Origin of the sequence: Streptomyces sp. AK08-02, assembly GCF_033795085.1 — a bacterium.
In the GTDB taxonomy this organism is placed as follows: domain Bacteria; phylum Actinomycetota; class Actinomycetes; order Streptomycetales; family Streptomycetaceae; genus Streptomyces; species Streptomyces echiniscabiei.
In genome coordinates, this window is record NZ_JARAZV010000023.1 from 1 (window position 1) to 25,247 (window position 25,247).

The 25,247-nt window shown below is 69.4% G+C and carries 24 protein-coding genes and 1 pseudogene; 18 read left to right on the forward strand and 7 right to left on the reverse strand.

Annotated features, from left to right (window positions below; translation table 11 throughout):
- Nucleotides 1-99: 99 nt before the first annotated feature.
- Nucleotides 100-279: pseudogene (locus PV734_RS38385) on the reverse strand (tetratricopeptide repeat protein); the annotation flags it as partial.
- Between the two features lie 165 nt (nucleotides 280-444).
- Between PV734_RS38385 and PV734_RS38390 the strand changes: the two are divergent.
- The 6 genes from PV734_RS38390 (at nucleotide 445) to PV734_RS45960 (ending at nucleotide 2,463) form a co-directional block, all read left to right on the forward strand.
- Nucleotides 445-750, forward strand: coding sequence for a hypothetical protein (locus tag PV734_RS38390; protein WP_319294049.1), 306 nt, complete (start codon nucleotides 445-447; stop codon nucleotides 748-750).
- A complete protein-coding gene (locus PV734_RS38395) occupies nucleotides 747-941 on the forward strand; it encodes a hypothetical protein (protein WP_319294051.1) in 195 nt (64 codons plus the stop codon). Before PV734_RS38390 ends, PV734_RS38395 begins: the two co-directional genes overlap by 4 nt.
- On the forward strand, nucleotides 938-1,198 hold the full coding sequence (locus tag PV734_RS38400; protein ID WP_319294053.1) for a hypothetical protein: 261 nt from the start codon (nucleotides 938-940) through the stop codon (nucleotides 1,196-1,198). Before PV734_RS38395 ends, PV734_RS38400 begins: the two co-directional genes overlap by 4 nt.
- 251 nt (nucleotides 1,199-1,449) lie before the next feature.
- Nucleotides 1,450-1,845 carry a nuclear transport factor 2 family protein gene (locus tag PV734_RS38405; protein WP_319090167.1) on the forward strand — a complete coding sequence of 132 codons (396 nt, stop codon included), beginning with the start codon at nucleotides 1,450-1,452 and terminating at the stop codon, nucleotides 1,843-1,845.
- A gap of 64 nt (nucleotides 1,846-1,909) precedes the next feature.
- Entirely contained in the window at nucleotides 1,910-2,101 is a 192-nt protein-coding gene (locus PV734_RS38410) for a hypothetical protein (protein WP_319294055.1), read from the forward strand.
- 53 nt (nucleotides 2,102-2,154) lie between these two features.
- Nucleotides 2,155-2,463 (forward strand): ribosomal protein L7/L12, encoded by a 309-nt coding sequence (locus PV734_RS45960; RefSeq protein ID WP_415924335.1) that lies wholly within the window; start codon nucleotides 2,155-2,157, stop codon nucleotides 2,461-2,463.
- A gap of 80 nt (nucleotides 2,464-2,543) precedes the next feature.
- Here the strand turns inward: PV734_RS45960 and dnaK are convergent, their stop codons facing one another.
- Entirely contained in the window at nucleotides 2,544-4,256 is a 1,713-nt protein-coding gene (gene dnaK / locus PV734_RS38415; RefSeq protein ID WP_319294057.1) for a molecular chaperone DnaK, read from the reverse strand.
- A gap of 839 nt (nucleotides 4,257-5,095) precedes the next feature.
- Here dnaK and PV734_RS38420 point away from each other — a divergent pair.
- The 6 genes from PV734_RS38420 (at nucleotide 5,096) to PV734_RS38445 (ending at nucleotide 9,375) form a co-directional block, all read left to right on the forward strand.
- Nucleotides 5,096-5,536 carry a hypothetical protein gene (locus PV734_RS38420; protein WP_319090170.1) on the forward strand — a complete coding sequence of 147 codons (441 nt, stop codon included), beginning with the start codon at nucleotides 5,096-5,098 and terminating at the stop codon, nucleotides 5,534-5,536.
- A 2-nt stretch (nucleotides 5,537-5,538) separates the two neighbouring features.
- Nucleotides 5,539-6,174 carry a hypothetical protein gene (locus PV734_RS38425; RefSeq protein ID WP_319090171.1) on the forward strand — a complete coding sequence of 212 codons (636 nt, stop codon included), beginning with the start codon at nucleotides 5,539-5,541 and terminating at the stop codon, nucleotides 6,172-6,174.
- Nucleotides 6,175-6,270: 96 nt separating this feature from the next.
- Complete coding sequence (locus PV734_RS38430; protein WP_319090172.1) at nucleotides 6,271-6,906, forward strand: hypothetical protein; 636 nt, start codon at nucleotides 6,271-6,273, stop codon at nucleotides 6,904-6,906.
- A gap of 54 nt (nucleotides 6,907-6,960) precedes the next feature.
- A complete protein-coding gene (locus PV734_RS38435) occupies nucleotides 6,961-7,410 on the forward strand; it encodes a hypothetical protein (protein WP_319090173.1) in 450 nt (149 codons plus the stop codon).
- 206 nt (nucleotides 7,411-7,616) lie between these two features.
- The gene (locus PV734_RS38440; protein ID WP_319294059.1) at nucleotides 7,617-8,564 is read left to right on the forward strand and encodes a bifunctional helix-turn-helix transcriptional regulator/GNAT family N-acetyltransferase; all 948 of its coding nucleotides are present in this window, start codon (nucleotides 7,617-7,619) and stop codon (nucleotides 8,562-8,564) included.
- A 10-nt stretch (nucleotides 8,565-8,574) separates the two neighbouring features.
- Nucleotides 8,575-9,375: a sugar phosphate isomerase/epimerase family protein gene (locus tag PV734_RS38445; RefSeq protein ID WP_319090175.1), complete on the forward strand. Its 801-nt coding sequence runs from the start codon at nucleotides 8,575-8,577 to the stop codon at nucleotides 9,373-9,375.
- Here PV734_RS38445 and aroA read toward each other — a convergent pair.
- Both aroA and PV734_RS38455 read right to left on the reverse strand, forming a co-directional pair.
- On the reverse strand, nucleotides 9,372-10,610 hold the full coding sequence (aroA, locus tag PV734_RS38450) for a 3-phosphoshikimate 1-carboxyvinyltransferase (RefSeq protein WP_319294061.1): 1,239 nt from the start codon (nucleotides 10,608-10,610) through the stop codon (nucleotides 9,372-9,374). The genes PV734_RS38445 and aroA overlap by 4 nt on opposite strands.
- A gap of 185 nt (nucleotides 10,611-10,795) precedes the next feature.
- A complete protein-coding gene (locus tag PV734_RS38455) occupies nucleotides 10,796-11,722 on the reverse strand; it encodes a peptidoglycan-binding protein (protein WP_319090177.1) in 927 nt (308 codons plus the stop codon).
- Between the two features lie 536 nt (nucleotides 11,723-12,258).
- Here PV734_RS38455 and PV734_RS38460 point away from each other — a divergent pair.
- The 6 genes from PV734_RS38460 (at nucleotide 12,259) to PV734_RS38485 (ending at nucleotide 19,292) form a co-directional block, all read left to right on the forward strand.
- Nucleotides 12,259-14,085 (forward strand): glycoside hydrolase family 3 protein, encoded by a 1,827-nt coding sequence (locus PV734_RS38460; protein WP_319294064.1) that lies wholly within the window; start codon nucleotides 12,259-12,261, stop codon nucleotides 14,083-14,085.
- 197 nt (nucleotides 14,086-14,282) lie between these two features.
- Nucleotides 14,283-14,975 (forward strand): hypothetical protein, encoded by a 693-nt coding sequence (locus tag PV734_RS38465; RefSeq protein WP_319090682.1) that lies wholly within the window; start codon nucleotides 14,283-14,285, stop codon nucleotides 14,973-14,975.
- Nucleotides 14,976-15,135: 160 nt separating this feature from the next.
- The gene (locus PV734_RS38470; protein WP_319090179.1) at nucleotides 15,136-17,868 is read left to right on the forward strand and encodes a nitrate- and nitrite sensing domain-containing protein; all 2,733 of its coding nucleotides are present in this window, start codon (nucleotides 15,136-15,138) and stop codon (nucleotides 17,866-17,868) included.
- Complete coding sequence (locus tag PV734_RS38475; protein WP_319090180.1) at nucleotides 17,865-18,293, forward strand: roadblock/LC7 domain-containing protein; 429 nt, start codon at nucleotides 17,865-17,867, stop codon at nucleotides 18,291-18,293. Before PV734_RS38470 ends, PV734_RS38475 begins: the two co-directional genes overlap by 4 nt.
- A complete protein-coding gene (locus tag PV734_RS38480) occupies nucleotides 18,290-18,679 on the forward strand; it encodes a DUF742 domain-containing protein (protein ID WP_319090181.1) in 390 nt (129 codons plus the stop codon). Before PV734_RS38475 ends, PV734_RS38480 begins: the two co-directional genes overlap by 4 nt.
- Complete coding sequence (locus PV734_RS38485; protein ID WP_319090182.1) at nucleotides 18,660-19,292, forward strand: GTP-binding protein; 633 nt, start codon at nucleotides 18,660-18,662, stop codon at nucleotides 19,290-19,292. The genes PV734_RS38480 and PV734_RS38485 overlap by 20 nt, the downstream gene beginning before the upstream one ends.
- Before the next feature lie 104 nt (nucleotides 19,293-19,396).
- Here the strand turns inward: PV734_RS38485 and PV734_RS38490 are convergent, their stop codons facing one another.
- From PV734_RS38490 to PV734_RS38500, 3 genes are all read right to left on the reverse strand, one after another.
- Nucleotides 19,397-20,857: a S28 family serine protease gene (locus PV734_RS38490; RefSeq protein WP_319090183.1), complete on the reverse strand. Its 1,461-nt coding sequence runs from the start codon at nucleotides 20,855-20,857 to the stop codon at nucleotides 19,397-19,399.
- Between the two features lie 129 nt (nucleotides 20,858-20,986).
- A complete protein-coding gene (locus PV734_RS38495) occupies nucleotides 20,987-21,400 on the reverse strand; it encodes a hypothetical protein (RefSeq protein ID WP_319090184.1) in 414 nt (137 codons plus the stop codon).
- Between the two features lie 140 nt (nucleotides 21,401-21,540).
- On the reverse strand, nucleotides 21,541-25,242 hold the full coding sequence (locus PV734_RS38500; RefSeq protein ID WP_319090683.1) for an ABC transporter ATP-binding protein: 3,702 nt from the start codon (nucleotides 25,240-25,242) through the stop codon (nucleotides 21,541-21,543).
- Between the last annotated feature and the right edge of the window lie 5 nt (nucleotides 25,243-25,247).

Genomic DNA, 25,247 nt, shown 5'->3' on the forward strand with positions numbered 1-25,247 from the left:
GCACAGCAGCCTCGGCTACCGCAGTCCCGCCGAATACGAGACCGCACACGCAGCCTGACCACCACACCAATGGTGTCCGTCAAAGCGGAACAAGCTCAGCCGTACAGTCTCCTTCGGCATGTGCCCCTTGAGCCACTGGTGCACGGACGGTGCCCGGTAGTTGAGGGGCGTTCCCCGTTCCGTGCCCACGCGGTTCACGTCCTGGGCGAACTGGCGCAGGGTCCAGCCGGACTCGCGGTACAGCCGCTCTAGAGCGGTGTTCGGTTCCGGCGTATTCACTGGCCCTCAACTCCTCGTGCTGGCGTGGCACTTAAAGCTCTTAAATCCTGCTGCCGCTCTCACGGTACCGCTGTGCGTAACCGTGCGGTTGCCTAGAGCAGCAAGGACCCCCGCACCGCTTGGGACGGCCGGGGGCATGGCCAACGCTGACAAGGAGCGCCGACAATGGCCTTCGTATCACAAGCATTTGAATGGTTGAGAGCTTTACTGTTCGGGACCCGTCCGACCGACGAGGACAGTCGCACCCGCAGCGCACGCACCTACCCCGATCAGCCTGCGCACGAACAGGTGGCACCGATCTCGAGCGCCATGATGAGCGCCTATTTGGCGCTCGGGCGGCTGCACCGCGCCCAACGCGCCGCGCGGCGCTTCCAGGGCGAATCACACCCTCCCGTGCCCACCTACGTCTTCCCGCCCGTCCAACAACAACATGCCCTGCACGCAGGAGAGTTGACGGGGGTACACCGATGAACGACGAAACAGTCGGGGCCATCGTGAAGAAGGTCGAGGACGACATGCTGCGTACCTACCGGCTGTGGTTCGAGCACGCGCGCAAGTGCGCTGTCGGCTGCAAGCGTGTCAGCAGGGCACAGGACGGGTGTGAGGACGGACGGGAGTTGTGGGGCGTGTACCGCCTCACGCGGATCGGGAGGACGTCATGAACTGGGAGATCAAGCGGACACCGGGACGCCCCCTCCACCGCACCGACGACGACCGTCTGGTGCTTCCCCTGAGCCTGTCCCGCAACGGGGAGCACGCGACGGACACTGAGCTGTCGCTCTCACCGGCTGAGGCCGAGCATCTGCATGCGGCCCTGTGTCGCGCCCTCGACGGCCACCCGGCGCCCGCGAACCCGCCGGACTGCCGCAAGCCCGTCCAAACGTCGCCCAGTCATGGGCCTGTCGTGGGCCACGCGTAACCCACGGCGGCCGTCTGGGCGCCCGTCATGGCTCCCGCTCTGGTGGCCCCGCCCAGGACGGGTCCGACGCCTCGACCGGTTCTCCGTACAGAGCCAGTCGGGGCGCTATAGGGCGCAACCGCTGAGGATGGAGCAGGTAGAACGGCGGGGGCCCGAGCGCCCAGCCCCTGACCTGCGTACCGCCCCGACCCCGAGGACAATGGTTCCCGTCGGTCGAACATCGCCCGTACCTCCGAAAGGTGGCGATCATCATGACTGAGCACCCGCACGCAGCCCTCGTACGCAAGGGCTACGACGCGTTCTCGCGCGGTGACATGGACACCATGCGCACCCTGCTGGCGGGGGACGCCGCGCATCACGTTCCCGGCAGTCACTCGCTTTCCGGGGACTTCAAGGGGCAGGACGCGATCATCGACATGTACCGCCGGATCGGCGAGGAGACGAACGGGACCGTGCGCGTCGTGCCGCTGAACGTCCTCGTCGACGGGCGGGGACACGCGGTTTCCACGCACCGCTTCACCGCCGAGCGTCAGGGCAGGTCGATCGACGAGACCGGCGCCCTCGTCTTCCGGATCGTCGGGGACAAGATCACCGATCTCGACGAGTGCGTCGAGGACATCGACAGCAGCAACGAGTTCTGGGCCTGAGTCTCGGCCGTCCTCGGGACGACCTCACCCTCCGGCGGGCGGCCTCGGCAGACTTGGCCCGGTCGTGAAACCCGTTGCGGGCGCGCTGCGAAGTCCCGACGATGATGCGCATGCCTGCTGCCATGGCACCCGCTGTGCGGCCGCCGAGCTCGTCCTCCTCGCCGCCCTCGCCATGGTCGCCACGCCCTCGGTCCGCGCGCTGGTCCCCGAAATCGCACAGCCGCTGTCTGTCTCCGAAGATCCGGTACGCGGCTGAGCTCGACTCTGCCTGCTTTCGCTGGGGGAATTGTGGAAGATCCAGAGTTCGACGTGCTGTTGACCTCAAGCGGCGGCGATGGACTCGACCTTGTGCTGACGGTTCGGTCGGTGACCGGGCTGAGCGCGTGGCGAAGCAAGCAGCTGCTTGAGGCCGCACCGACGACGGTTGTCGATCGGACGTCGTTCACAGCCGCAGCCGACGCGGCACGGCGCCTCAACGCGGTCGGTGCGCGAGCCGACCTGGTCTGTCGGTGGTGTGAGCGGGTGATGTCGCCGGCGGACTGTCCGGTGGACCCGGGCCCCTGCTCATCGCCCTACCTGTCCCCGGCGGGCTGCCCCGCGAGCCGATCAAGAGCTTGATCGGACCGCGGCCGACCGGTCCTGGTCCGAGTCCAAAGCTGTCGGTGGAGTACTCAACGGTCCGAGCAGCCTCGGGAAGCTCACCGGTGAAGTCTCTGCCGCGCGACGGCAACCTTCTCAACTGCCACCCGGACGGCCGCGTCGTCCCCGTTCCTGAGGGCTTCTTGGAGCTCGCCGACCACGGCCCCGACCTCGGTCCTGATGCCGTCCGACACCGTGTCCGCAAGGTCCCGGAAATCCTTCTCGGTGGCGTTGAGGAGTCGATTGGCCTCGTCGCGCACTTCTGCGGATTCACGACGCCGACGTTCCCGCTCCTCGTACCGCTCGGCCTCACCCACCATGCGTTCGAGGTCTGCCTCTGGCAGGACTGATCCGCCGGTGACCGTCACGCGTTGCTCCTTGCCGGTACCCAGGTCCCTGGCGGAGACGTGCATGATGCCGTTCGCGTCGATGTCGAAGGCGACCTCGATCTGCGGCTCGCCGGCGTTCACCGGAGGCAGACCGGTCAGTTCGAGCGTGGCGAGCATCTTGTTGTACGCCGCGATCTCGCGCTCGCCCTCGTAGACCTTGATCTCCAGCACCGCCTGGTTGTCCCGTACTGTCGAGAAGATCTCGGAGCGCTTGGTCGGGATCGTGGTGTTGCGCTCGATGACCTTGGCCATGATGCCGCCCTTGGACTCGACGCCGAGAGACAGTGGGGTGACGTCGAGCAGCAGGAGGTCCCTGATCTCACCCTTGTAGATGCCGGCCTGAATGGCTGCGCCGGCGGCGACCGGGTCGTCCGAGCGGACGCGGTGGCGCTCTTTGTCGCCGGTCAGTTGGTCGACCAGCTCGATGACCGCGGGCATGCGTGTCGAGCCTCCGACGAGGATGACGTGGTTGATCTCGTCGAGGCTGATGCCGGCGTCCTTGATGACGTTGTGGAACGGCACCTTGCAGCGCTCCAGCAGATCGGCGGTGAGCTGTTGGAACCCGTCCCGGGTGAGCCTCTCCCGCAGGTGCAGCGGGCCCGTGGCGGAGGCCGCGATGTAGGGCAGGTCGATCATGGTCTCGGTGGTCGAGGAGAGCTCTGCCTTCGCCCTCTGCGCGGCCTCGCGCAGGCGCCTGAGCGCTGTCCTGTCCTCAGCGAGATCAACACCGTGGTCGTCGGCGAACCGCTTGACCATATGGTCGACGATGCGCTGATCCCAGTCGTCACCGCCGAGTTGGTTGTCGCCACTGGTGGCTTTCACCTCCACCACGCCGTCGCCGATCTCCAGCAGCGACACGTCGAAGGTGCCGCCGCCGAAGTGGACGACGATGACTGTCTCGTCGTCCTTGTCGATGCCGTAGGCGAGAGCGGCGGAGGTCGGCTCGCTGATGATCCGCAGGACGTTCAGCCCCGCGATCCGTCCGGCCTCCTGGGTGGCCTGCCGCTCGGAGTGGTTGAAGTACGCCGGGACGGTGATCACCGCATCCGTGACCCGCTCACCCAGGTACGACTCGGCGTCCCGTTTCAGCTTCTGCAGGATGAACGCGCTGATCTGCTGCGGTGTGTAGTCCCTGCCGTCGATGCCCAACTTCCAGTCGGTGCCCATGTGGCGCTTGACCGAACAGACGGTGCGGTCCGCGTTGGTCACCGCCTGCCGTTTGGCCGCCTCACCGACCAGCACCTCACCGTCCTTCGTGAAGGCGACGACGGACGGCGTGGACCTGTCACCCTCCGCGTTGGTGATGACCGTCGGCTCACCACCTTCGAGAACACTCACCACAGAATGCGTCGTACCAAGATCGATCCCAACAGCACGAGCCACCGTGCGCTCCCCCCAGCCGCCGCGGCGACAGCCGCGCGTGAACTTCCCCTCATCATTCTCTGTCGACCAGTTCGTTACGCGGCTTTTCGCCACCTGCTCCACAAACGTCCCGCGTGGACACGGTCGCGTGCTATGGCCGAAGCGTCGGACACGCACGCCGCCCGGGTTCTACACCCGAACGCTCCGCCGGACCATGAGATTATCGGCCATCAACTCCCCTCCTCCCACATTTAGTTACCGTACGGTTCAGTAATTACGTGGTGACTCCTCGGTAGCCTTTCGTTCATTGAGTCCTTTCGCGCCTGATCTTGACGGCCGTGCCGCGCGGCTGCATGATCAGCGCTGAACCAGAGCCGCATTATCGCGAAGAAGTCCTCCCCCACGGGTCTTGACCAGTCCCTTGCGGCTTCTTCGTATGAAAACGGGACGCGATGCCTTCGGCGGGGCGCACTAAAAGTGCCGCCCTGCCTCGATGCCGCGCTTCCTCCACTGTCGCCCTTCCGTGCGCATACGGAACCACCTCCAAAGACCCCACACCTTCTTATGGAGACTCATAGCATCCACTCTCACCCCCCATTTCCCACTTGACTGACGTTCTCGTCTTTCAATTCTTTTCGCGACCCTTTTTCCTCGCCCTCTCATATTTCCTGCGAGCGTTGAAGGGGCGCTTTCGGCTGCCCGAAAACAGAATGAACTAAAAGTTTCAAGAAGTTGCCCCCAAAAGGTTCTCGGCGTATTGACTTCACCTCCGGGCGCCTTCATATTTATGGCGACCACCCCCCACCCACTGAATTCGGATCTCGCTGGAGTTCCGTTTTCGTGGACAGTCAGGAGACACAGTGGCGATCACACTCCCGTTCAACCGCAAAGCGGTCCTGGCCGCTCTCGTGATCACAGCCGCGGCGGCCACCACCGTCTCGGTGCCCGGAACGGCGAACGCCCAGTCGGGCTCCCGTATCTGCGGGAACTACTGGGAAGCCCGGGCCAACGGGAAGACGGTCGGGATCATTGCCAAGGTCCTGGAGGTACCCAAGGTCGACTTCGGTATCTGCCTTCGCGTCATCGACAAGACCAACAGCATCAACGGCCGGAGCCTGCCGGGCTACAACGGCACGGTGACGTGGAACCCGCGGCAGCCCATACGGTCCTGGACCTGCGAGGACGCCGGCGACCTGTTCAACGACAAGTACGGGAACGACCCCTGCCTCAACATGAACCGCGTCGACCTCATCGGCCAGGTGGCGGGCCGCACGCCCGTCGAGTGGTCGCAGGTGTACTGACCATGCGCAGATCAGCATGGTGGCATCGCGTCCTGATGTGCGGAGCCCTCGCCGTCGCGACGCTGGCCACGACCGAGGGCACCGCCAGTGCCGCCAGTCAGTGCTTCAGCCAGAGCTATTCCGACGGCGCCCAGATCGTCCCCGGCACCGGCGGCGGACAGGTCACCCGCTCGATAACCCGACAGCGCGCCGGCAACACCTGGGACGACTGGGTATGGCGCGGCACCGAATTCCAGTGCCCCCGGGGACGGACCTGCGAATACGCGTGGGAGAAATCGAGGACGACCACCTCCGGCTGGGCGGTCGGCGGCGGCACCAATCTGGGTAATACCAGTTCACCGTCCGGCAAGTGGTACAACGCCCTGATCCCACTGGTCGTGGGCTATCAGAAGACCACCGTGATCAGGACCTCTTTCACGTGGACCGTGCATCTCAATGGCGGTGACGTGGCGCAGCCCATTCAGATCGCGGTCCGCCGCTGGACCCAGGGCGACTTCTCCGGCGGCTGGGTCAGGACGAACCGCGGCTGCCAGGGCGGCACCACCTACGAATGGGACGGAAATCTCCGGTTCGGCGACTGGACCCGGAACGTCTTCGAGAAGGAAAGGGTCGGCTACGCCGTAAACGGCCGTATGTGACCGACCCGTATCCCGTATCCCGAATCATATCGGGACTCGTATCCCGGCCCGTTCGACCTTCACGCGGTAAATCATCCTCCAGGAAAGGAAACGATTATGCCCGGTAAAGTGATGTGGCATCGCCTGCTGATGTGCGGGGCGCTCGCCGTAGCCACGGTGGCCACGACCGAGGGCACCGCCAGTGCCGCCAGCCAGTGCTTCAGCCAGAGCTATTCCGACGGCGCCCAGATCGTCCCCGGCACCGGCGGCGGACAGGTCACCCGCTCGATAACCCGACAGCGCGCCGGCAACACCTGGGACGACTGGGTATGGCGCGGCACCGAGTTCCAGTGCCCCCGGGGACGGACCTGCGACTACGCGTGGTCGAAGTCCAAGACGACGAACACCGGCTGGGCGGTCGGCGGCGGCACCGATCTCGGTAACGCCAGCTCGCCCTCCAAGAAGTGGTACAACGTCGTGCTTCCGCTGGTCGGCGGCTACCAGAAGAACACCGAGATCAGCACCAACTTCACCTGGACCGTGCACCTCAACGGCGGTGACGTGGCCCAGCCCATCCAGATCGCGGTCCGCCGCTGGACCCAGGGCGACTTCTCCGGCGGCTGGGTCAGGACGAACCGCGGCTGCCAGGGCGGCACCACCTACGAATGGGACGGAAGCGTCCGGTTCGGCAACTGGACCCGGAATGTCTTCGAGAAGGAAAGGGTCGGCTACGCCGTCAACGGCCGTATGTGACACCGCAGTTCACTCAAAGGTCTTCAAGAGCCATTTCGAGTCAAGGAGGTAGGCGTGAAGGTGAAGGGTATGAAGAAGCGGCGCACGGCGACGATGGCGGCCGCCGCCCTGGCCGCAGGAGCGCTGTTCGCGATCGCGGTCCCGGGCACGGCCGAGGCCCAGTCGGGATCCCGCATCTGCGGCAACTACTGGACGGGCTACTACGACAACGGCCAGCGGGAAGTCACCTGGTCCCGGGTGATCGAGGTGCCCAAGAGTGACGGCGTCTCCTGCGACGTCGCCATCAACAGAACCGACCGCGTCGGGAACCCCCCGCAGGAGACCGTGCGCCTCGGCGTGAAGTGGGGCGCTCGGCAGCGGCTGCAGAACGTGACCTGCGAGTACTTCTCCCAGGACGTCCTCGACTCCAAACACGGGGACGACGTCTGCAACAGCATGCTGCGCGCGGACAACGTGTTCCAGACCAAGAACCGCACCATCAGCCAGTTCTACGTCAAGCCCTGACCACGGCGGTCGCCCCGGTTGCCCGACCCCACCCCCCACGGGGGTCGGGCAACCGGCCGGGGCACGGCCCCGTCGTGCGGCCTTGAGGAACCCGCCACCCGGGCCTACCCTCGACGCAGCGGTATCTCTGACTGAGTCAACTGTCCGCAGCTCGCAGTCCGCAGTCCGCAGTCCGCGTCGCAGTCGTCCACGAGGTGGTCCGTTCCATGAGCGTCCAGGACATCCGTTCCTTCAACCGCTTCTACACGAACGTCATCGGCGCCCTCGACTACGGCACCCACCTCTACGCCCCCTACACCCTCACCGAGGCCCGCGTCCTCTACGAGCTGGCCCACTCCGCCCGTACCGACGCCGTCGACATCCGTGCCGAACTCAGCCTGGACGCCGGGTACTTGAGCCGCATCCTCAACAAGTTCGAGCAGGACGGGCTGATCGAGCGGGCGCCCTCCGAGCGGGATCCGCGGCGGCGGCGGGTCACGCTCACCGGGGCCGGGCGGGAGACCGCCGGGCTGTTGAACGAGCGGTCCACGGAGGCCATCTCCTCGCTGCTCGCCGGTGTGCCCGCCGCCGACCGGCCCCGGCTCGCGGAGGCCCTGCGCACGGTCCGTTCGCTCCTCTCCGACCGCCGGGCCCCGCGCCGCGAGGACGTCGTGCTGCGTGAGCCCGTCCCGGGTGATCTCGGCTGGATCGTGCAGCGCAACGCGGCTCTCTACGCGGCCGAGTACGGCTTCAACACCGACTACGAGGGGCTGGTGGCGAGGATCGTCGCCGACTTCGCGGAGGATCACGACCCGCATCTGGAGCGGGTGTGGATCGCCGAGCTGGACGAGCGGCCGGTCGGGTGCGTGATGTGCGTACGGGACGAGGCGCCGGGGACGGCCCGGCTGCGGCTGCTGCTCGTCGAGCCGGAGGCACGCGGGCTCGGGATCGGTGACCGGCTCGTCGCCGCCGTCATCGGCTTCGCGCGCGAGGTCGGCTACCGCGACCTCGTCCTGTGGACCAACGAGGTGCTCGGCGCCGCCCGGCGTATCTACCAGCGGCATGGCTTCGTCCTCGCCGCCGAGAAGCCCCACCGCTCCTTCGGCCGGGACCTGGTCGGCCAGGACTGGCGACTGGACCTCCACACCACGACTGAAAAGTGGAGTGACGGATAGGGTCCCTCATATGAAACTGGCGTTCTCCACCCTCGGCGTGCCCGGTCTCCCCCTCTCCGAGGTCCTGCGGCTCGCGACCACCCACGGCTACCACGGCGTCGAACTGCGCACGCACCCCGAAGAACCCGTCCACCTCGGTCTCGGCCTCGCCGAACGGGCCGACGTGGCCGCCGAGTTCAAGGCGTCCGGCGTCGAGCTCCTCGGTCTCGCCGGGTACGTGCGTGTCGCGGCCCCCGGCGACGACGAGCCCGTGCTCACCGAACTCCGCGCGCTTCTCGACCTGGCCCGCGACCTCGGGTCCCCCTTCGTTCGCGTCTTCCCCGGCGGCGGCACCGACCAGAGCCCCGAGGAGGCCGACGCGGCGGCGGCCCGGAGGCTCGGCAGCGCCGCCGAGTACGCGGCCGACGTCGGCGTACGCATCCTGCTGGAGACCCACGACTCGCACCGCACCGGCGCCGACGCGATCCGCGTCCTGGGCCCGGTCGGTCACCGTCAGGCGGGCGCGTTGTGGGACGTCATGCACACCTGGCTCGGCGGCGAGGATCCGACGGACAGCTATCTGGCCCTCGCCCCGCACCTGGGATACGTGCAGGTCAAGGACATCGCCTCGGCCGAGGACACCACCCCGGTCGCACTGGGCGCCGGCGTTCTGCCGCTCGCCGAGTGCGTCGAGGTCCTCACCCGGCACAGCTGGGACGGCTGGCTGTGCTGGGAGTACGAGAAGCGGTGGTACGAGGCCGCCGCCCCCCTGGAGGGTCTGCTGAGCGCCGGCCGCGAGCACCTCGCCCGGCTGCTCAACGAGTCGGCCTAGCGAAGCAGTTCCCTCAGCTCTCCGAACGCCTCGTGGAACCCGGGGAACGTCTTGCGCACGCACCCCGGGTCGTCGAAGGTGATCCCGGGTGCGCGCAGGCCGGTCACCGCGAAGGACATGACGATGCGGTGGTCGCCGTACGACTTGATGTCCGTGCCCGGCACCGGGGCCGCGCCGGGGTGGATCTCGATCCAGTCGGGCCCGGTCTCCACCCGTACCCCCAGCCGTCGGAGGTTCTCCGCGCAGGCGTCCAGGCGGTCGCACTCCTTCACGCGGGTGTTGGCCACGTCCTCGATGCGTACGGGGCCGGAGGCGAAGGGGGCGAGCGCCGCCAGGGTGGGCATGGTGTCGGAGATGTCCCTCATGTTGACCGTCAGGCCCCGGAGTTCACCGGTTCCGGCGACCGTCGTGCGGTCTTCGGCGATCTCCACCCGGGCGCCCATCCGGCGCAGTACGTCGACGAAGGCCAGGTCGCCCTGGAGCGCGCCGGTGCCGAGGCCCGGGACCGTCACCTCGCCGCCGGTGAGGGCCGCCGCCGCGAAGAAGTAGGAGGCGGTCGAGGCGTCCGGCTCGATGGCGTAGGTGGTGGCCCGGTAGCCGCCGGGCCGGACCACGAAGACGTCGCCGTCCTTGCGTACCTCCGCCCCGAACTCCCGCATCATCGCGATGGTGATGTCCACGTAGGGGGCCGAGACGAGGTCGGTCACCTGGATGCGCAGGCCCTTGCGGGTCAGGGGGCCCAGCAGGAGCAGCGCGGTGAGGTACTGGGAGGACTGCCCGGCGTCGAGGGTGACGTTTCCGCCCTCCACGCCCGCCGCCTCGACGGTCAGCGGGTGGTGCCCCTCCGCCTCCTCGTGCCGCAGGTCCACGCCCAGCTCGCGCAGGGCGCGGGTGAGGGGGGCGAGGGGGCGGCGGCGCATCTGGGGGGAGGCGTCGAAGCGGTACGTGCCGTGACCGGCGGCGGCGAGGGTCGGCAGGAAGCGGGCGGTCGTGGCGCCGTCGCGGCAGTGGATGTCGGCCTCGGTGGCCGCCGGGCCCTGGGGGCGGCCGTCGATCTGCCAGGCGCCGGGGGTCCGTCCGACCCGGTAGCCGAGGCCGACCAGTCCCTCGGCGAAGCCCTCCGAGTCGTCCGAGCGCAGGGGGCGTACGAGGGTGGTGACCCCGTCGGCTGCCGCGGCGAGGAAGAGGGCGCGCGCGGTGATGGACTTGGAACCGGGAATCTCTACGACGGCCATGGCCCTATGCTCGCCCGGCTCGCGGCCCGGGCGTCGGAACGTCCGCGAAATGGACCATGAACGGTGCGGTTTCCGCCGGAGGTGGGGCCAGGGGTTATCGGGGGCTGCGGGTTCGTTGTGGCTTGTCGCGCAGTTCCTCGCGCCCCTTAGGGGGCGCTGCCTGCGGCAGCGGCCCCCCGATGAGGTCACGTGAACAGTAGGCGCCAGGTCAGTGGGCCCGGGTAGCCGTCCGCGTCGCCGCGCAGTTCCTTGCGGGACTTCTGGAAGTCCCGGACGTTGAGGCGGTCGCTCTCCCCCCAGCTGCGGCTCGGGCCGACCTTGTAGTGGTCGCCGAAGCCCCGCTTGACGAGCTGCTTGCCGAGCTTGAGGACGTGTGGGTTGACGGCGCCCTCCTTGAAGTACTTGCGGCCCGGGTACGCGGGGACCCTCGGCTTGGGTGTGCTCTGCGGCGGGGTGTGCTCGTCGGCGGAGTCGTCCACGTCCAGTTCGGCCTTGGCGTACTTGACGAGCGTGGAGAAGTCGATCGCGCCGGGGTCGCCGTGGTCGTTCTCCGGGACGTGCATGTGGCCGCACACGCCCTTGAACGCCTTCCAGTCGGTGAACGACATCCGCTGGCCGCCGCCGTCGCCGTACGAGGTCGGGTAGGCCGGCCAGGACTTCGGGCCGGCCAGCGGCACGCCGTGCTCCTCGTGCATCCAGGCGAGGAACCGCGCGACCGACCTGAGTGCCCAGTCGGGGGCGTCGGGCCAGTAGATGTGCGCGTCGCCCGCCGCCGTCCACTTCTTGTGGGTCCTGGGGTCGCAGGTGCCGACCAGTTCGACCTGGGTGACGTTGAGCGTGTTGGTCTCGACGCCGCCCCGCTGGTTGGCGAGGGCCCGGGACGAGGTCTCTATGTCGAAGTGCTGGTACCACTTCAGCTTCTTCGCGGTGAGGTCCGGCACCGCCGTCAGGTTGGGCGCCATCGAGCCACCGCTGTACGTGGGCAGGGTGCGTCCCTCGGTGGTGTGCAGGACAAGGACGTTGACCTGCATCGGGTCGCCCGGGTGATCGTCCTGGTACCAGTTCGCCCGGCTGGCGCCGGGGTATCGCTGGGGTCCTGACTTCGTGGCCATCTCCTGCCTCCTGTGTCTCGGCTTCCCCCTGGCCGGTCTCCCGACAGGCGCGGCTGTCTTGGGAGACGCAGGGCAATACCGGGATCCTCCCGCAACTGGCCTGGAAAATAAGATAGTTGACGCGATTCCGCGTGTCGGGGCGCGGACGTGCGGGTATGCGGGGGCGAGGGTCCCGGGGGGCGCCCCAGGGCTCACACCCGCCCCACCGCCCACCCCCGTACCGACTTCGCGGAATCGGTCACGATCCGGGAACCCGTCACCGGCCCGCCCCGTCCAACCGACACGACTGCCGGATGAGTCACCGCTGTGCGGTGTCGGCCTCGCTGCTGGCTGCGAACGCTGACGCACCCTCTCCGAACCGCCTGCGGCCGGCAGCCCGCCGTCACCGGCGCGCCCCCCTCCGATGCGCCGGTGACGGCCCTCTTTCCGGGGGCATTCGGCCATCTCTCGTTATGGTGCGCACCCTTGACTGGAAGAAACTTCCCGGTTATTCGTGACTTCTCGGAAGTTTCCTTCACGAGGGAAGGAGCGCCTTCGTGCGCGACCCAGCTGAGCAGAACGGGATCAGTACCCGCCCTTCCAGACGCGCCCTCCTCGCCGCGACCGCAGGCACCGGCGCCGCGCTCGCCCTCGGGGGTGAGGCGCACTCGTACGACGGTGACGCGCGCCTGCGCCGGATCGTCTCCGGCATGACCCTGGAGGAGAAGGTCGGCCAGCTGTTCGTCATGCGGGTCTACGGGCACTCCGCCACCGCGCCCGACCAGGCCGACATCGACGCCAACCTCGCCGAGATCGGCGTACGGACGGCTGCCGAGCTCGTCGCCAGGTACCGGGTCGGCGGGATCATCTACTTCACCTGGGCGCACAACACCCGGGACCCGCATCAGATCGCCGACCTCAGCAACGGCATCCAGAAGGCCTCCCTCTCGCTCAGCCGCGGTCTGCCGGTGCTCATCTCCACCGACCAGGAGCACGGGATCGTCGCCCGCGTCGGCAGACCCGCCACTCTCCTGCCCGGGGCCATGGCCCTCGGCGCGAACGGCTCCCGCACCGACGCGCGTACCGCCGGCCGGGTCAGCGGCGCCGAGCTGCGCGCCCTCGGGATCCGCCAGGACTACGCGCCGGTGGCCGACGTGAACGTCAACCCCGCCAACCCGGTGATCGGCGTACGGTCGTTCGGCGCCGACCCGAAGGCCGTCGCCGGGCTGGTCGCCGCGCAGGTCACGGGGTACCAGCGGTCCTCCGTCGCCGCCACCGCCAAGCACTTCCCGGGGCACGGGGACACCGCCGTCGACAGCCACTACGGCTTCCCGGTCATCGAGCACACGCGCGAGCAGTGGAGCGCCGTCGACGCGCCGCCCTTCCGCGCCGCGATCCGCGCCGGCATCGACTCGATCATGACCGCGCACATCATGGTCCCGGCCCTCGACGACTCCGGCGACCCCGCCACGCTCTCCCACCCGATCCTCACCGGCATCCTGCGCGGGCAACTCGGTTACGACGGGGTCGTGGTCACCGACTCGCTGGGCATGCAGGGCGTACGGGAGAAGTACGGCGACGACCGGGTGCCGGTGCTCGCGCTGAAGGCCGGGGTCGACCAGCTGCTCAACCCGCCGTCGATCGACATCGCCTGGAACGCCGTCCTGACGGCGGTGCGGCAGGGGGAGTTGACCGAGGCACGGCTCGACACGTCCGTCCTGCGCATCCTCCGGCTCAAGAACCGGCTCGGGCTGCTCGACCGTCCCTACGTCACCCATGACGGGGTCGACCGTGCCGTCGGTGTCCGTGGCCATCTCCTGGCCGCCGACCGGATCGCCGAGCGGACCACCACCCTCCTCGTCAACGAGCGGAAGCTGCTGCCCCTTTCCCGGGTGACCCACCAGCGGGTGCTCGTCGTCGGGGCCGACCCCGCCTCGCCGTCCGGTACCACCGGGCCGCCCACCTCCGTGCTGGCCGCCGCCCTCACCGAACTGGGCTTCACCGCGACCGCGTTGTCGACCGGCACCGCTCCCTCGGCCGCCGTCATCGCCCGGGCGGTCGCCGCCGCCGGGGAGGTGGACGCGGTGGTGGTCGGGACGTACAACCTCAGCGGCGGAAGCGGCCAGCGGACCCTGGTCGCCCAACTCCTCGCCACCGGCCGGCCCGTGGTGTGCGTCGCCGTCCGCAACCCCTACGACGTGGCTCAACTTCCGGATGTACAGGCCTACTTGGCCACCTACTCCTGGACCGACGTCGAACTCCGGGCCGCCGCGCGGGTGATCGCCGGGCGGGTCCGGCCGCGCGGAAAGCTGCCGGTGCCGGTGCTGCGCGCGGACGATCCGACGAGCGTACTGTATCCGATTGGTCACGGACTGTCGTACTAGGAGCGGGGGGCGAGGAGGCGTACACGGCGTACGTCGCACAACCGGCGCACCACCCCCAAAAGGCGCAAATCCGCTGAACTTCCGACGTGACCCTGGCGTCGCGGACCAGGCTGGGCGGGGGAACTCTGGGGGATGCGATGTACGGAAAACGATCCGTGGGGCCTGTGGGGCCTGTTGGGTCTGCGGGATCCGGCGCGGTGGTGTGCGTGCGGGTGGTCGCCTGCGTGCTGCTGACGCTGGTCGCGGTGTTCACGGCGACCGGGTGCCAACTGTCGTCCGGCGGTTCGCCGAAGGACGGGAAGGGGGCCGGGAAGGCGGCGGTGGGCGGCTCGTCGGCGGGTTCCTCCGGGGCCGCCGCCGGCACGGTGGTCGGCCAACGGCCGGCGTCGCCCCGGCCCACCGGCTACGGCACCGTCTTCCTCTCCGTCGACGAGTGCAGCTCCTTCGGCATCACCAGCTTCACCGAGGTGCCCTGCACCAGCGAGCGCGCGGCGGCCCGGGTCGTGGCCCGGTACGACGGCACGGTGACCGAGGGTCCGTCATGCCCGGCGACCACCGACTTCGTGCTGCACATCAGCGAACAGCGGCCCGCCTCCGACGAGGACGGCGACGGGGCCGTCCCACAGGGCTACGCCTGTATGCGCAACCTCCAGGCCCCGCACCCCGGCGATCCCGGTGGCGGCGGAGGCCCGCGCACGATCGTCGGCGACTGTGTGTACAGCGCCGGGCGCGGAGAGGTGCGCGAGACGGCGTGCGACGGGAAGGGCGAGAAGAAGCCGGAGTACCGGGTGACAGAGGCCGTCACCAAACGCTTCAACTGCCCGACTTCCACCGCCCTTTACGTGCAGTTGGGCGGGGAGCGGCCGGTCGGATGCGCGAAACCGGTATGAAGGATTCCATTTCATCGGCTTCCTCAACCGGGTAACGAGTCGTTCCCATTCACCGGAACATCTGTTGTGATGAATTCGTGAATCGGTAGGCTCCCCCCTGTCATGGCGCGGACCACTTATTTTCGGACAGTCCGTCAGCACTCACAGGCCGGGAACCACTGTGGCACTCCACGCACGCACGGCGCGACAGCCGCAGGACCGGGCTCCCAAGCGCCAGTTGTCCGTACGGACCATGCTCCTCGTCCTGGCTCTGGTGCCCTGTCTGGCCCTGGTCGCTCTGGGCGGCATGGACTCGAACCACCTCTACGGCGACTGGCGGACCGTCCATGACCGCAACGACGAGGGGAAACGCTTCGGCACCCCGCTCGTCACGGTCTTCTTCAACCTCCAGGAGGAGCGGCGGCTCAGCGCGGCCGTGCTCGCGGACCCCAGGGCCGACCGGTCCGACCTGACGCGTCAGCGTGAACTCACCGACAGGTCCGTACGGAACCTCGTCGCGGTCGGCGCCGCCCCGAGCGCTCTTGACGAGCCCTTCCAGGAGGTCACCCGAGGGCTGAAGAAGCTGCCGGTCTACCGGGACTCCGTGGACCGGCGGTCGACCTACCAGCAGCAGACGTTCGACGCGTACACCGACGTGATCGCGTCGAGCATGCAGCTGTTCGAGGACTTCAGCAACGTCGGCTTCGGCGAGACGGCCGTCCTCACCCGGCCGGCGCTCGACGCCCAGTGGGGCCAGGAGATGATCTCGCGCGAGGACGCGATCATCACCGCCGGAACGGCGAGCGGCAGGCTCACCGGTGAGCAGCGCTTCCAGATCGCCGGGCTGATCGGCAGCCAGCAGCACATCTACAGCGACAAGGTCGTCCCCGAGCTCCCCGACACCCGGGCCGAGACCTACCGGGCGGTGCTGACCAGCGCCGACTGGAAGCGGAAGACCGAGGTCGAGCAGAGCATCCTCAACGCCGAGGGCACCGGCGCCGACGACCGGACCGCCGTCTCCGCCGCGCTCGGCAGGAAGTGGCGGCAGGGCATCACGGGGATCACCCCGCAGCTGCTGAGGGCCAGTGACGAGTACTCCGAGGACCTCGTCGCCGCCACCGAGGACGAACTCGACGGCCTGATGACCCACATGATCGTCAACAGCGCGGTGAGCGCGGCGGCCGTGGCGCTGATGCTGGTCCTCTCGCTGCGGCTGACCGGCACACTGCGCCGCCGGATCTTCGGCCTGCGCGCCGAGGCGCTCGAACTCCAGGAGCGGCTGCCCGACATCGTGGAGCGGCTGCGCAAGGGCGAGAAGGTCGACACCGACGCCGAACTGCCCGAGATCCGCCACGGCGACGACGAACTCGGCCAGCTCGGCCAAGCCCTCAACGAGGCGCGCGGCTCGGCCCTGGAGACGGCCGTACGGGAGGTCGAGCTGTACCGCGGCTTCGAGCGACTGCTGCAACGCATCGCGCGGCGCACCCAGTTGCTGATCGGCATGCAGCTGAAACGTCTCGGCGAGATGCAGCGGCGGCACGAGGACCCCGAGGTCCTGGAAGGGCTCTTCGACCTCGACCATCTGGCGGCGCGGCTGCGCCGCTACGAGGAGAACCTGGTGATCCTCGGCAGCGGCACTCCGCAGCGGCGCTGGCGCAGGCCCGTTCTGCTGCTGGACATCATGCGCTCCGCCCAGGGCGAGGTGCAGGACTACCGGCGTATCCGGATCGACTCCGACGGCGAGACCTGGCTGTCGGAGCGGGCGGTCGGCCCGATGGTCCACCTTCTCGCGGAGCTCATGGAGAACGCGGTCTCCTTCTCCCGGCCGCCGACCCCGGTCGAGGTGACCGCCTCCCGGGTGGGGCGCGGGGTCGCGATCGAGATCGAGGACCGCGGCATGGGCATGGACCCCGAGCAGTACGCCGAGGCGAACGCGCTGATGGCCGCGCCGCCCCGGATGGACGTGATGTCCCGCGCCGACGACGCGCGTCTGGGCCTGTACGTCGTGGCCCGTCTCGCCGCCAACCTGGGCCTCGGGGTCGAGCTTCGGCCCTCGTCGTTCGGGGGCACCCGGGTCGTCGTCCTGGTCCCGGCTGAGCTGATCTCGGCGGGCCGGCCGAGACTGGCCGAGGCGGCGCGGGGCGAGCCCGTCCCGGGCGGTCAGCCGGTGTCGGGCGGACCCGTACCGAGTCCCGCCACCCCCGCCGCACCGCCGGGCACCCTCCCCAACCGCCTCGCCCTGCGCGGCGCGACCGTCCGCCCCGGCCCGCGCACGGCGCCGCCCACCGCGGACACCGAGCCCGCCCAGCCCGCGCACGGCCGACCGGTTCCGGGCGGTCAGCCGGTGTCGGGCGGACCAGTACCGAGTCCCGCCTCCCCCACCTCATCGCCGGGCACCCTCCCCAACCGCCTCGCCCTGCGCGGCGCGACCACCCGCCCCGGCGCCCGGCCGCACGCCGGGCCCGGTGGGGCCGCCGGCAACACCGGCAGGACCGGCGACAACACCGGTGATCAAGAGGCGTACGAGCGTCCTCTCATCGGTCCCTGGGCCGCGCCCTCGGTGGCGGCGACCCGTCCCGCGCAGGCCTCCGTACAGACGTCCGTACAGGCCTCCGCCCAGGCAAGCTCGGCGAGTCCCAACCCCCTGCCCCGGCGTGTCCGGCAGGCCAGTCTCGCCGCCGAACTCCGGGAGGCTCCACCCTCGTACGACACCGAACCGGCGCACACCGGTCCCGCCACCGGCGCACAGCCGCTCCCCCGCCGGACGGGCGCCCGCGCCGGTGCCACGGTCGGCGCGTTCCAGCGCCAGTCCAGGGCCGCGCGGCTCAGGCCCGACGCCGATCAGCAGCCCGGCCACCAGCCCACCAACCCCTCACCGGGACCCGCCCGGGCCCGGAAGGAAGACGGACGATGACTCTGCGAACCACTGCCACCAACTCCGACCTCGACTGGCTGCTCGACCGTCTGGTCGACCAGGTTCCGGGGACCAGGAACGCCATCGTGCTGTCCGACGACGGGCTGGTGGTGAGCCAGTCCAGCAGCATCGCCCGGGTCGACGCGGAACGCCTGGCCGCCATCGCCACCGGTCAGCAGAGCCTCGCCCGCGGTGTCGGCGAGGTCTTCGGCGGCGGGGCCGTCCACCAGGTCATCATCGAGCTCGACGAACTGTGGCTGTTCGTCAGCTCGGCCGGCCGGGGCACCCACCTGGCGGTCGTGGCGGACCAGGAGGTCGACGCCGAGGTGATGGCCGTGGCGATGGACACCCTCGTACAGCAGGTGGGACAGCGACTGGGGACCGAGGCGCGGGTCCAGCGCCTGGAAGGCGGGGGGCGTGAGTGAGCCACTGGGCGGACGCGTCGCCGGACGACGATGACGCCGAGGAGAGCCTCGTCAGGCCGTACACCATCACCCACGGCCGTACCGCCTCGGCGCGCGACGACCTCACCCTCATCACGGTGATCGTCACCGTCGCGCCCGGCGAACGGACCGGCGACCGGGGTCTGCAGCCCGAGCACCGGATGATCCTGCGGCAGTGCCGGACAGCGGTGGCCCTCGCGGAGGTCGCCGCCGGGCTGAACCTGCCCGTGGCGGTGACGAAGATCCTCATCGGTGATCTCATCGCGCTCGACCGGGTGACGGCCCGGCCGCCGCTCGCCGTCGGGGTCGGCCAGACTCCCGACATGACTCTTCTCCAGGCGGTGAAGGATGCCCTACTCAGACTCTGACGAACCGGCCGGCTCACAGCTGTCCGTGGCCGGGACGGCCGCCGCGTCCGGCGCGCCCGCCGCGGTGAAAATACTGATCGCGGGCGGCTTCGGCGTCGGCAAGACCACCATGGTCGGCGCCGTGAGCGAGATCCCGCCCCTGCACACCGAGGAGCGGCTGACCGTCGCCGGGCTGGACGTGGACGACCTCGACGGGGTGGACCAGAAGACCACGACGACCGTGGCGCTGGACTTCGGCCGGATCACGGTCAACGCCCAGCTCGTCCTGTACCTGTTCGGGACGCCCGGCCAGGAACGCTTCTGGTTCATGTGGAACGACCTGGTGCACGGGGCGCTCGGCGCGGTCGTCCTCGCGGACACCCGACGGCTGGAGAGCAGTTTCGCGTCGATCGACTTCTTCGAGAGCCGTGGCGTCCCGTTCGTGGTCGGCGTCAACTGCTTCCACGGGCGCCGGGACCGCACGGTGGACGAGGTCAGGGACGCGCTCGATCTCGATCCGAACGTCCCGGTCGTCATGGGTGACCTCCGGGAGCGGCTGGACAGCCGGGACCTGCTGGTGGCCCTCGTCAACCGGCTGATGGCGGGCCGCCCGCCCGCCGCGATCGACGGCTGACCCGCCGGACACCCGACGACAGTGCGGCCCGGTGGCGATTGCCACCGGGCCGCACTGTCGATCAACCGATCAACCACCCTTACCGCGCACGGCGGTTACGGTCGTTACGGCCGCAGCATGGGCTCGCGCTCGATGTTCCGCTTGTCGAGCCGCGCGTCGTACGTCGCCAGCGGCTTCGCCACCGACGGGTTCGACTGGACGGCGGTCGAGGCGACGCCGGCCCACTCCAGGATGCGGGCCGTGGCGAGCGCCTTCTGGTCGGGGACCAGACCGGCGACGTTCGCGCCGTGGTTCAGGCCGGGAGCGGCGAAGACGTACGAGTCCTTCGCGCCCTTGCCGAGACGGAACCGCTCGGCACCCCACGGGTCGTTCTGCCCGTACACGAACAGCATGTGCTGGGCGCGGTGCTGGATCCAGTTGTCGACGTCACGCATCGCCCGCGGCTGGAACTTCATCGGGATGTCCCGGGGGACGAAGTTGCGCGGCGGCTGGTAGCCGTAGCGGACGTACTTCTTCTCGATGTGCGGGAACCTGATGTTGGGCGCGCCGAGTTGGGTGCCCGCCTGGTAGTAGTACGGCGTGTACGGCTCCAGGCCCTGGTCGGTGTAGGCGGAGAACCCGGAGATCGTGTCGATCGAGGTCCAGATGTCGTCGTCGGTCGCGTTCTTCGCGTCCGCCGGGATGGACTCGCAGTCGGCGAGCAGGCTGTACTGCCAGAAGCCCCAGACGTAGTCGAGGACGACGGCCTCGTACGCCCGGTCGAGGCTGCCGATGGTGTCGAAGGTGTAGCCCTCGGTGGCGGCGACCTCCGCGTACTTCTTCTCCAGCGGCTCCCGGCGGACGAGCGCCTCGCGCTGTACGGCGTTCAGCCGGTCGCGGCACTCCTTGGTGCCGACGCTCGCGAAGAACCGGTCGTAGGCCGAGTCCTCGTTGTTCACCACGTCGTTGGGGGCGACGTACGCGACGACGCCGTCCATGTCGCGGGGGTAGAAGCGCTCGTAGTACGTGGCGGTCATGCCGCCCTTCGAACCGCCGGTGGACAGCCACTTCTTGGCGTAGATCTTCTTCAGCGCCGTGAAGACGCGGTGCTGGTCGCTGGCCGCCTGCCAGATGTCCAGCTTCGACCAGTTGGCCGGGTCGGGCCTGGACGGAGTGAAGAAGCGGTACTCCAGGGAGACCTGGTTGCCGTCGACGATCCGCGTCGGCTCACTGCGACTCGGGTTCGTGTTGACGAAGTAGCCGCTGGTGAAGAAGACCGTCGGGCGCGCGACATCCTTGTGCAGGACGGTGATCCGCTGCTGGAACGTGCCCTTGGACGGGTGCCGGTGGTCGATCGGCTGGGTGTAGTTGAGGACGAAGTACCGGTAGCCGGTGTACGGCTTCTCCTGGATCAGGCTCATGCCCGGTATCGCGAGGAGTTGGTCCTTGATGTCCGAACTGGCAGTGCTGGTACCGCTCTTGGTGCCGGATACGGCCTCCGGCTGAGCGGCGGTCGCCGCTCCCGCCGTACTCACCGTGCCGATGAGCACGGCCAGCGCGAGCAGCCATCTGAGCGCCTTGCGCATGCACCCTCCCCTATGAAACATCTGTGCGCCGGAAGCTATCGGAGCAACTACCGGTGCACCAGGGGACATAGGGAAATCCCTCGGCGGAGGGTCGGTGAATAGGGTCTGATCAGGGCGGGGGGCAGTGGATCAACACCGGATCCAGCCAGAACTGACCGATCCTCGCCCTACCGCCCCCTTGATCCACACCTGCCGCCGTCCCGCGTGCACGGTCACCGGTCCGGCCCGTTTCGAGAACAGTCCCTCGTCGACGACCGGCCGCCCGCCCCGCGCCCGTACGCTCACCGACATCCACTGGCGGGCGCCGGGCCGCTTGGGCACGGTCACGGCGCAGACGTAGCCGTTGCGCCGGTAGATGTGCACGACGCCGGTGGAGAAGGTCAGGGTCCGCGCCTTGCGGCCGGAGCAGGCGGAGACCGCGGAGGCGGTGGAGGCCGCGGAGGCCGCCTCGGCCGCGGCCGGGCTCGCTAGGGCGAGCATGCCGGAGGCGGTCAGCGCGGCCAGACCGAGTGCGATGCGTCGCCGTACCGGACCAACGCTCACCGTGTTCCTTCCCGTCGCGATGCCCATACCGTACTGATGTACGGACGCATGGCGACTGTAGAACGGTTGCGTGGTACTTCGGCTACCGGTCCGCTGTGGCTGGTCGCGCAGTTCCCCGCGCCCCTTCGGGGCGCGCCCGCTCAGCGCGATGAAGAAGTGACCGGTTCCTCCTGGTCCGGTGCTCCGACGAACGTGCGCCACAGCTCGGCGTACTGGCCGCCCAGTTGGAGCAGTTCGTCGTGGGTGCCGTCCTCCGCGACCCGGCCGTGGTCCATGAGGACGACCCGGTCGGCGCGGGCGGCGGTGGTGAGGCGGTGGGCGACGACGAGGGTCGTACGGCGCCCTGCGAGCCGGTCGGTCGCCTGGTTGACCTGGGCCTCGGTGGCCAGGTCCAGGGCGGCGGTCGCCTCGTCGAGGAGCAGGATGTCGGGGTCGACCAGCTCCGCGCGGGCCAGCGCGATCAGCTGGCGCTGCCCGGCGGAGAGGTTGCGTCCGCGCTCGGCGACCTCGTGCAGATAGCCGCCGTCGAGGGTGGCGATCATGTCGTGGGCGCCGACCGCCCGGGCCGCCGCCTCCACCTGGGCGTCGGTGGCGTCCGGCCGCCCGTAGGCGATGGCGTCCCGGACGGTCCCCTGGAACAGGTACGCCTCCTGCGGCACGACCCCGAGGCGGTGCCGGTACGAGGTGATGTCGAGGGCGCGCAGATCGGTGCCGTCGACGGTGACCCGGCCGCCGGTCGGGTCGTAGAAGCGGGCGACCAGCTTGACGAGTGTCGACTTGCCGGCGCCCGTCTCGCCGACGAAGGCGACGGTCTGACCGGCCGGAATCGTCAACCGGACGCCGCTCAGGGCCTCTTCGGCGTCGTCACCGGACCCGTACGCGAAGTCCACGCCCTCGAAGGCGATGTCGCCCTTCAGGGAGATGACCTCCATCGGCTCCTCGGCGGCCTCCGTCGAGGTCCGCTCCTGGAGGAGTTCCTGGATCCGGCCCAGCGAGACGGTCGCCTGCTGGTACCCGTCGAAGACCTGCGAGAGCTGCTGCACGGGAGCGAAGAACAGGTCGATGTAGAGGAGGTAGGCGACCAGCGCACCGGTCGTCAGCGTCCCGTCGTCGATCCGCCCCGCGCCCACGATCAGCACCGCCGCCGCCGCGACCGAGGCCAGCAGCTGCACGAAGGGGAAGTACACGGAGATCAGCCACTGCCCCCGCACCCGCGCCCGGCGGTAGCTGTCGCTGCCCTCCGCGAACCGCTCGGAGCCCGTCCGCTCGCCACGGAAGGCCTGCACGATCCGCAGCCCGGACACCGATTCCTGGAGGTCCGCGTTCACCACGGACACCCGCTCACGGGCGAGTTCGTACGCCTTCACGCTCGCCCGGCGGAAGTAGACGGTGCCGACGACCAGCACGGGGATGGTGACGAACACGACGAGCGCGAGCTGCACGTCGATCACCACGAGGGCGACCATGATGCCGAAGAAGGTGACGACGGAGACGAAGGCGGTGACCAGCCCGGTCTGCAGGAACGTGGAGAGGGCGTCGACGTCGGTCGTCATCCGGGTCATGATCCGCCCGGTCAACTCCCGTTCGTAGTAGTCGAGTCCGAGGCGTTGCAGCTGGGCGAAGATCTTCAACCGGAGTGCGTACAGGACGCGTTCGCCGGTCCGGCCGGTCATCCGCATCTCGCCGATCTGCGCCGCCCACTGGACGAAGACGGACACCAGCGCGAGTCCGGCGGCCACCCACACGGCGCCCAGGGCGAGTTGGGAGACACCCGAGTCGATGCCGTGCCGGATCAGGATCGGCAGGAGCAGCCCCATCCCGGCGTCCACGGCGACGAGCGCGAGGCTCACCAGCAGAGGCTTCCCGAAGCCGCGCAGCAGCCGCTTCAGCCCGTACGACTCCTCGGGCGTGACCGCGCGTGCCTCGTCGATGCCCGGGGTGTCGGCGGCCGGGGGCAACGCCTCGACCTGGGCGAGGAGTTCGGGTGTGGCCGGCATCCCGTCGAACGCCGTGTCCTTGCGCTCGCGGTCACCGTTCCACAGCCTCGGCGTGACCCCGCGCTCGGCGTCGAACTCGGCGTCCAGCTCCTCCCGTACGGAGGTGTCCTCGGGCGGCAGGGTGGGCAGGGCGCGGCCGGGCGAGACGCCGCCCAGCTCGTCCGGGTCGGTCAGCAGCCGCCGGTACAGGGCGGAGCGGGCCTGGAGTTCGTCGTGGGTGCCGATATCGGCGAGGCGTCCGTCGTCGAGGACGGCGATGCGGTCGGCGAGGCCCAGGGTGGAGCGGCGGTGGGCGATGAGGAGAGTCGTCCGGCCCTCCATGACGTGCTTCAACGCCTCGTGGATCTCGTGCTCGACGCGGGCGTCCACGGCGGAGGTGGCGTCGTCGAGGACGAGGAGCCGGGGGTCGGTGAGGATGGCGCGGGCGAGTGCGACGCGCTGGCGCTGGCCGCCGGAGAGGGTGAGGCCGTGCTCGCCGACCTTGGTGTCGTAGCCGTGGGGCAGCTCGGCGATGAAACGGTCCGCCTGGGCGGCGCGTGCGGCGGTGAGGATCTGTTCGTCGGTGGCGTCCGGGCGACCGTACGCGATGTTGGCGCGGACGGTGTCGGAGAAGAGGAACGAGTCCTCGGGGACCAGCCCGATCGCGGCCCGGAGCGAGTCGTGGGTCAGCTCGCGGACGTCGTGCCCGCCGATGAGGACCGCGCCGCGTGTCACGTCGTAGAAGCGCGGCAGGAGGAGCGAGACGGTCGACTTGCCGGAGCCGGAGGAGCCGACGACGGCGAGGGTCTCGCCGGGCCGGATCTCGAAGCTGAGCCCGTCGAGGACGGGATGCTCGGGGTCGTACCCGAACGACACGTCGTCGAACTCGACGGTCGCCGGGGCGTCGGCGGGCAGGTCCTTGTGCCCGTCGGCCAGGGAGGGCTTGGTGTCGATGAGCTCAAGGACCCGCTCGGTGCCGGCCCGCGCCTGCTGTCCGACGGTCAGCACCATGGCGAGCATGCGCACCGGGCCGACGAGCTGGGCGAGATAGGTGGAGAAGGCGACGAACGTACCGAGCGTGATGTGCCCGCCGACGGCCAGCCAGCCGCCCACGGCGAGCATGGCGACCTGCCCGAGCACGGGCACCGCCTGCAGGGCCGGGGTGTAGACGGAGTTGAACCGGATGGTCCGCAGCCGACCCGCGAAGAGCCGCCGTCCGACCTCCCGGAGCTTCCCGGTCTCCTGGTCCTCCTGCCCGAACCCCTTCACCACGCGTACGCCGGTCACCGCGCCGTCCACGACACCGGCGACGGCGGCGGCCTGGGCCTGCGCGTACCAGGTGGCCGGGTGGAGCTTCGTGCGGCTGCGCTTGGCGACGATCCAGAGGGCGGGGGCGACGGCGAGGGCGACCAGCGTGAGCGGGAGGGACAGCCAGGCCATGATCGCGAGGGAGATCACGAAGAGCAGCACGTTCCCGAGGGTCATCGGGAGCATGTAGAAGAGGCTCTGGATCAGCTGGAGGTCGCTGGTGGCCCGTCCGACGATCTGCCCGGTCGACAGCTCGTCCTGGCGGCGCCCGTCGAGCCGGGTGATCGTGTCGAACATCTCCGTCCGCAGGTCGTGCTGGACGTCGAGGGCGAGCCGGCCGCCGTAGTAGCGGCGGATGTAGGTGAAGACGTAGACGAGCACGGCGGCGACGACCAGCGCGCCCGCCCAGGGGGCCATGGACCGGGTCTTGTCGCCGATCACGTCGTCGATGATCACCTTGGTGATCAGTGGGACCAGCGCCATCAGGGCCATACCGCCGAGGGACGAGCCCAGGGAGAGCACGACGTCCTTCGGATACCGCCAGGCGTATCCGACCAGCCGCC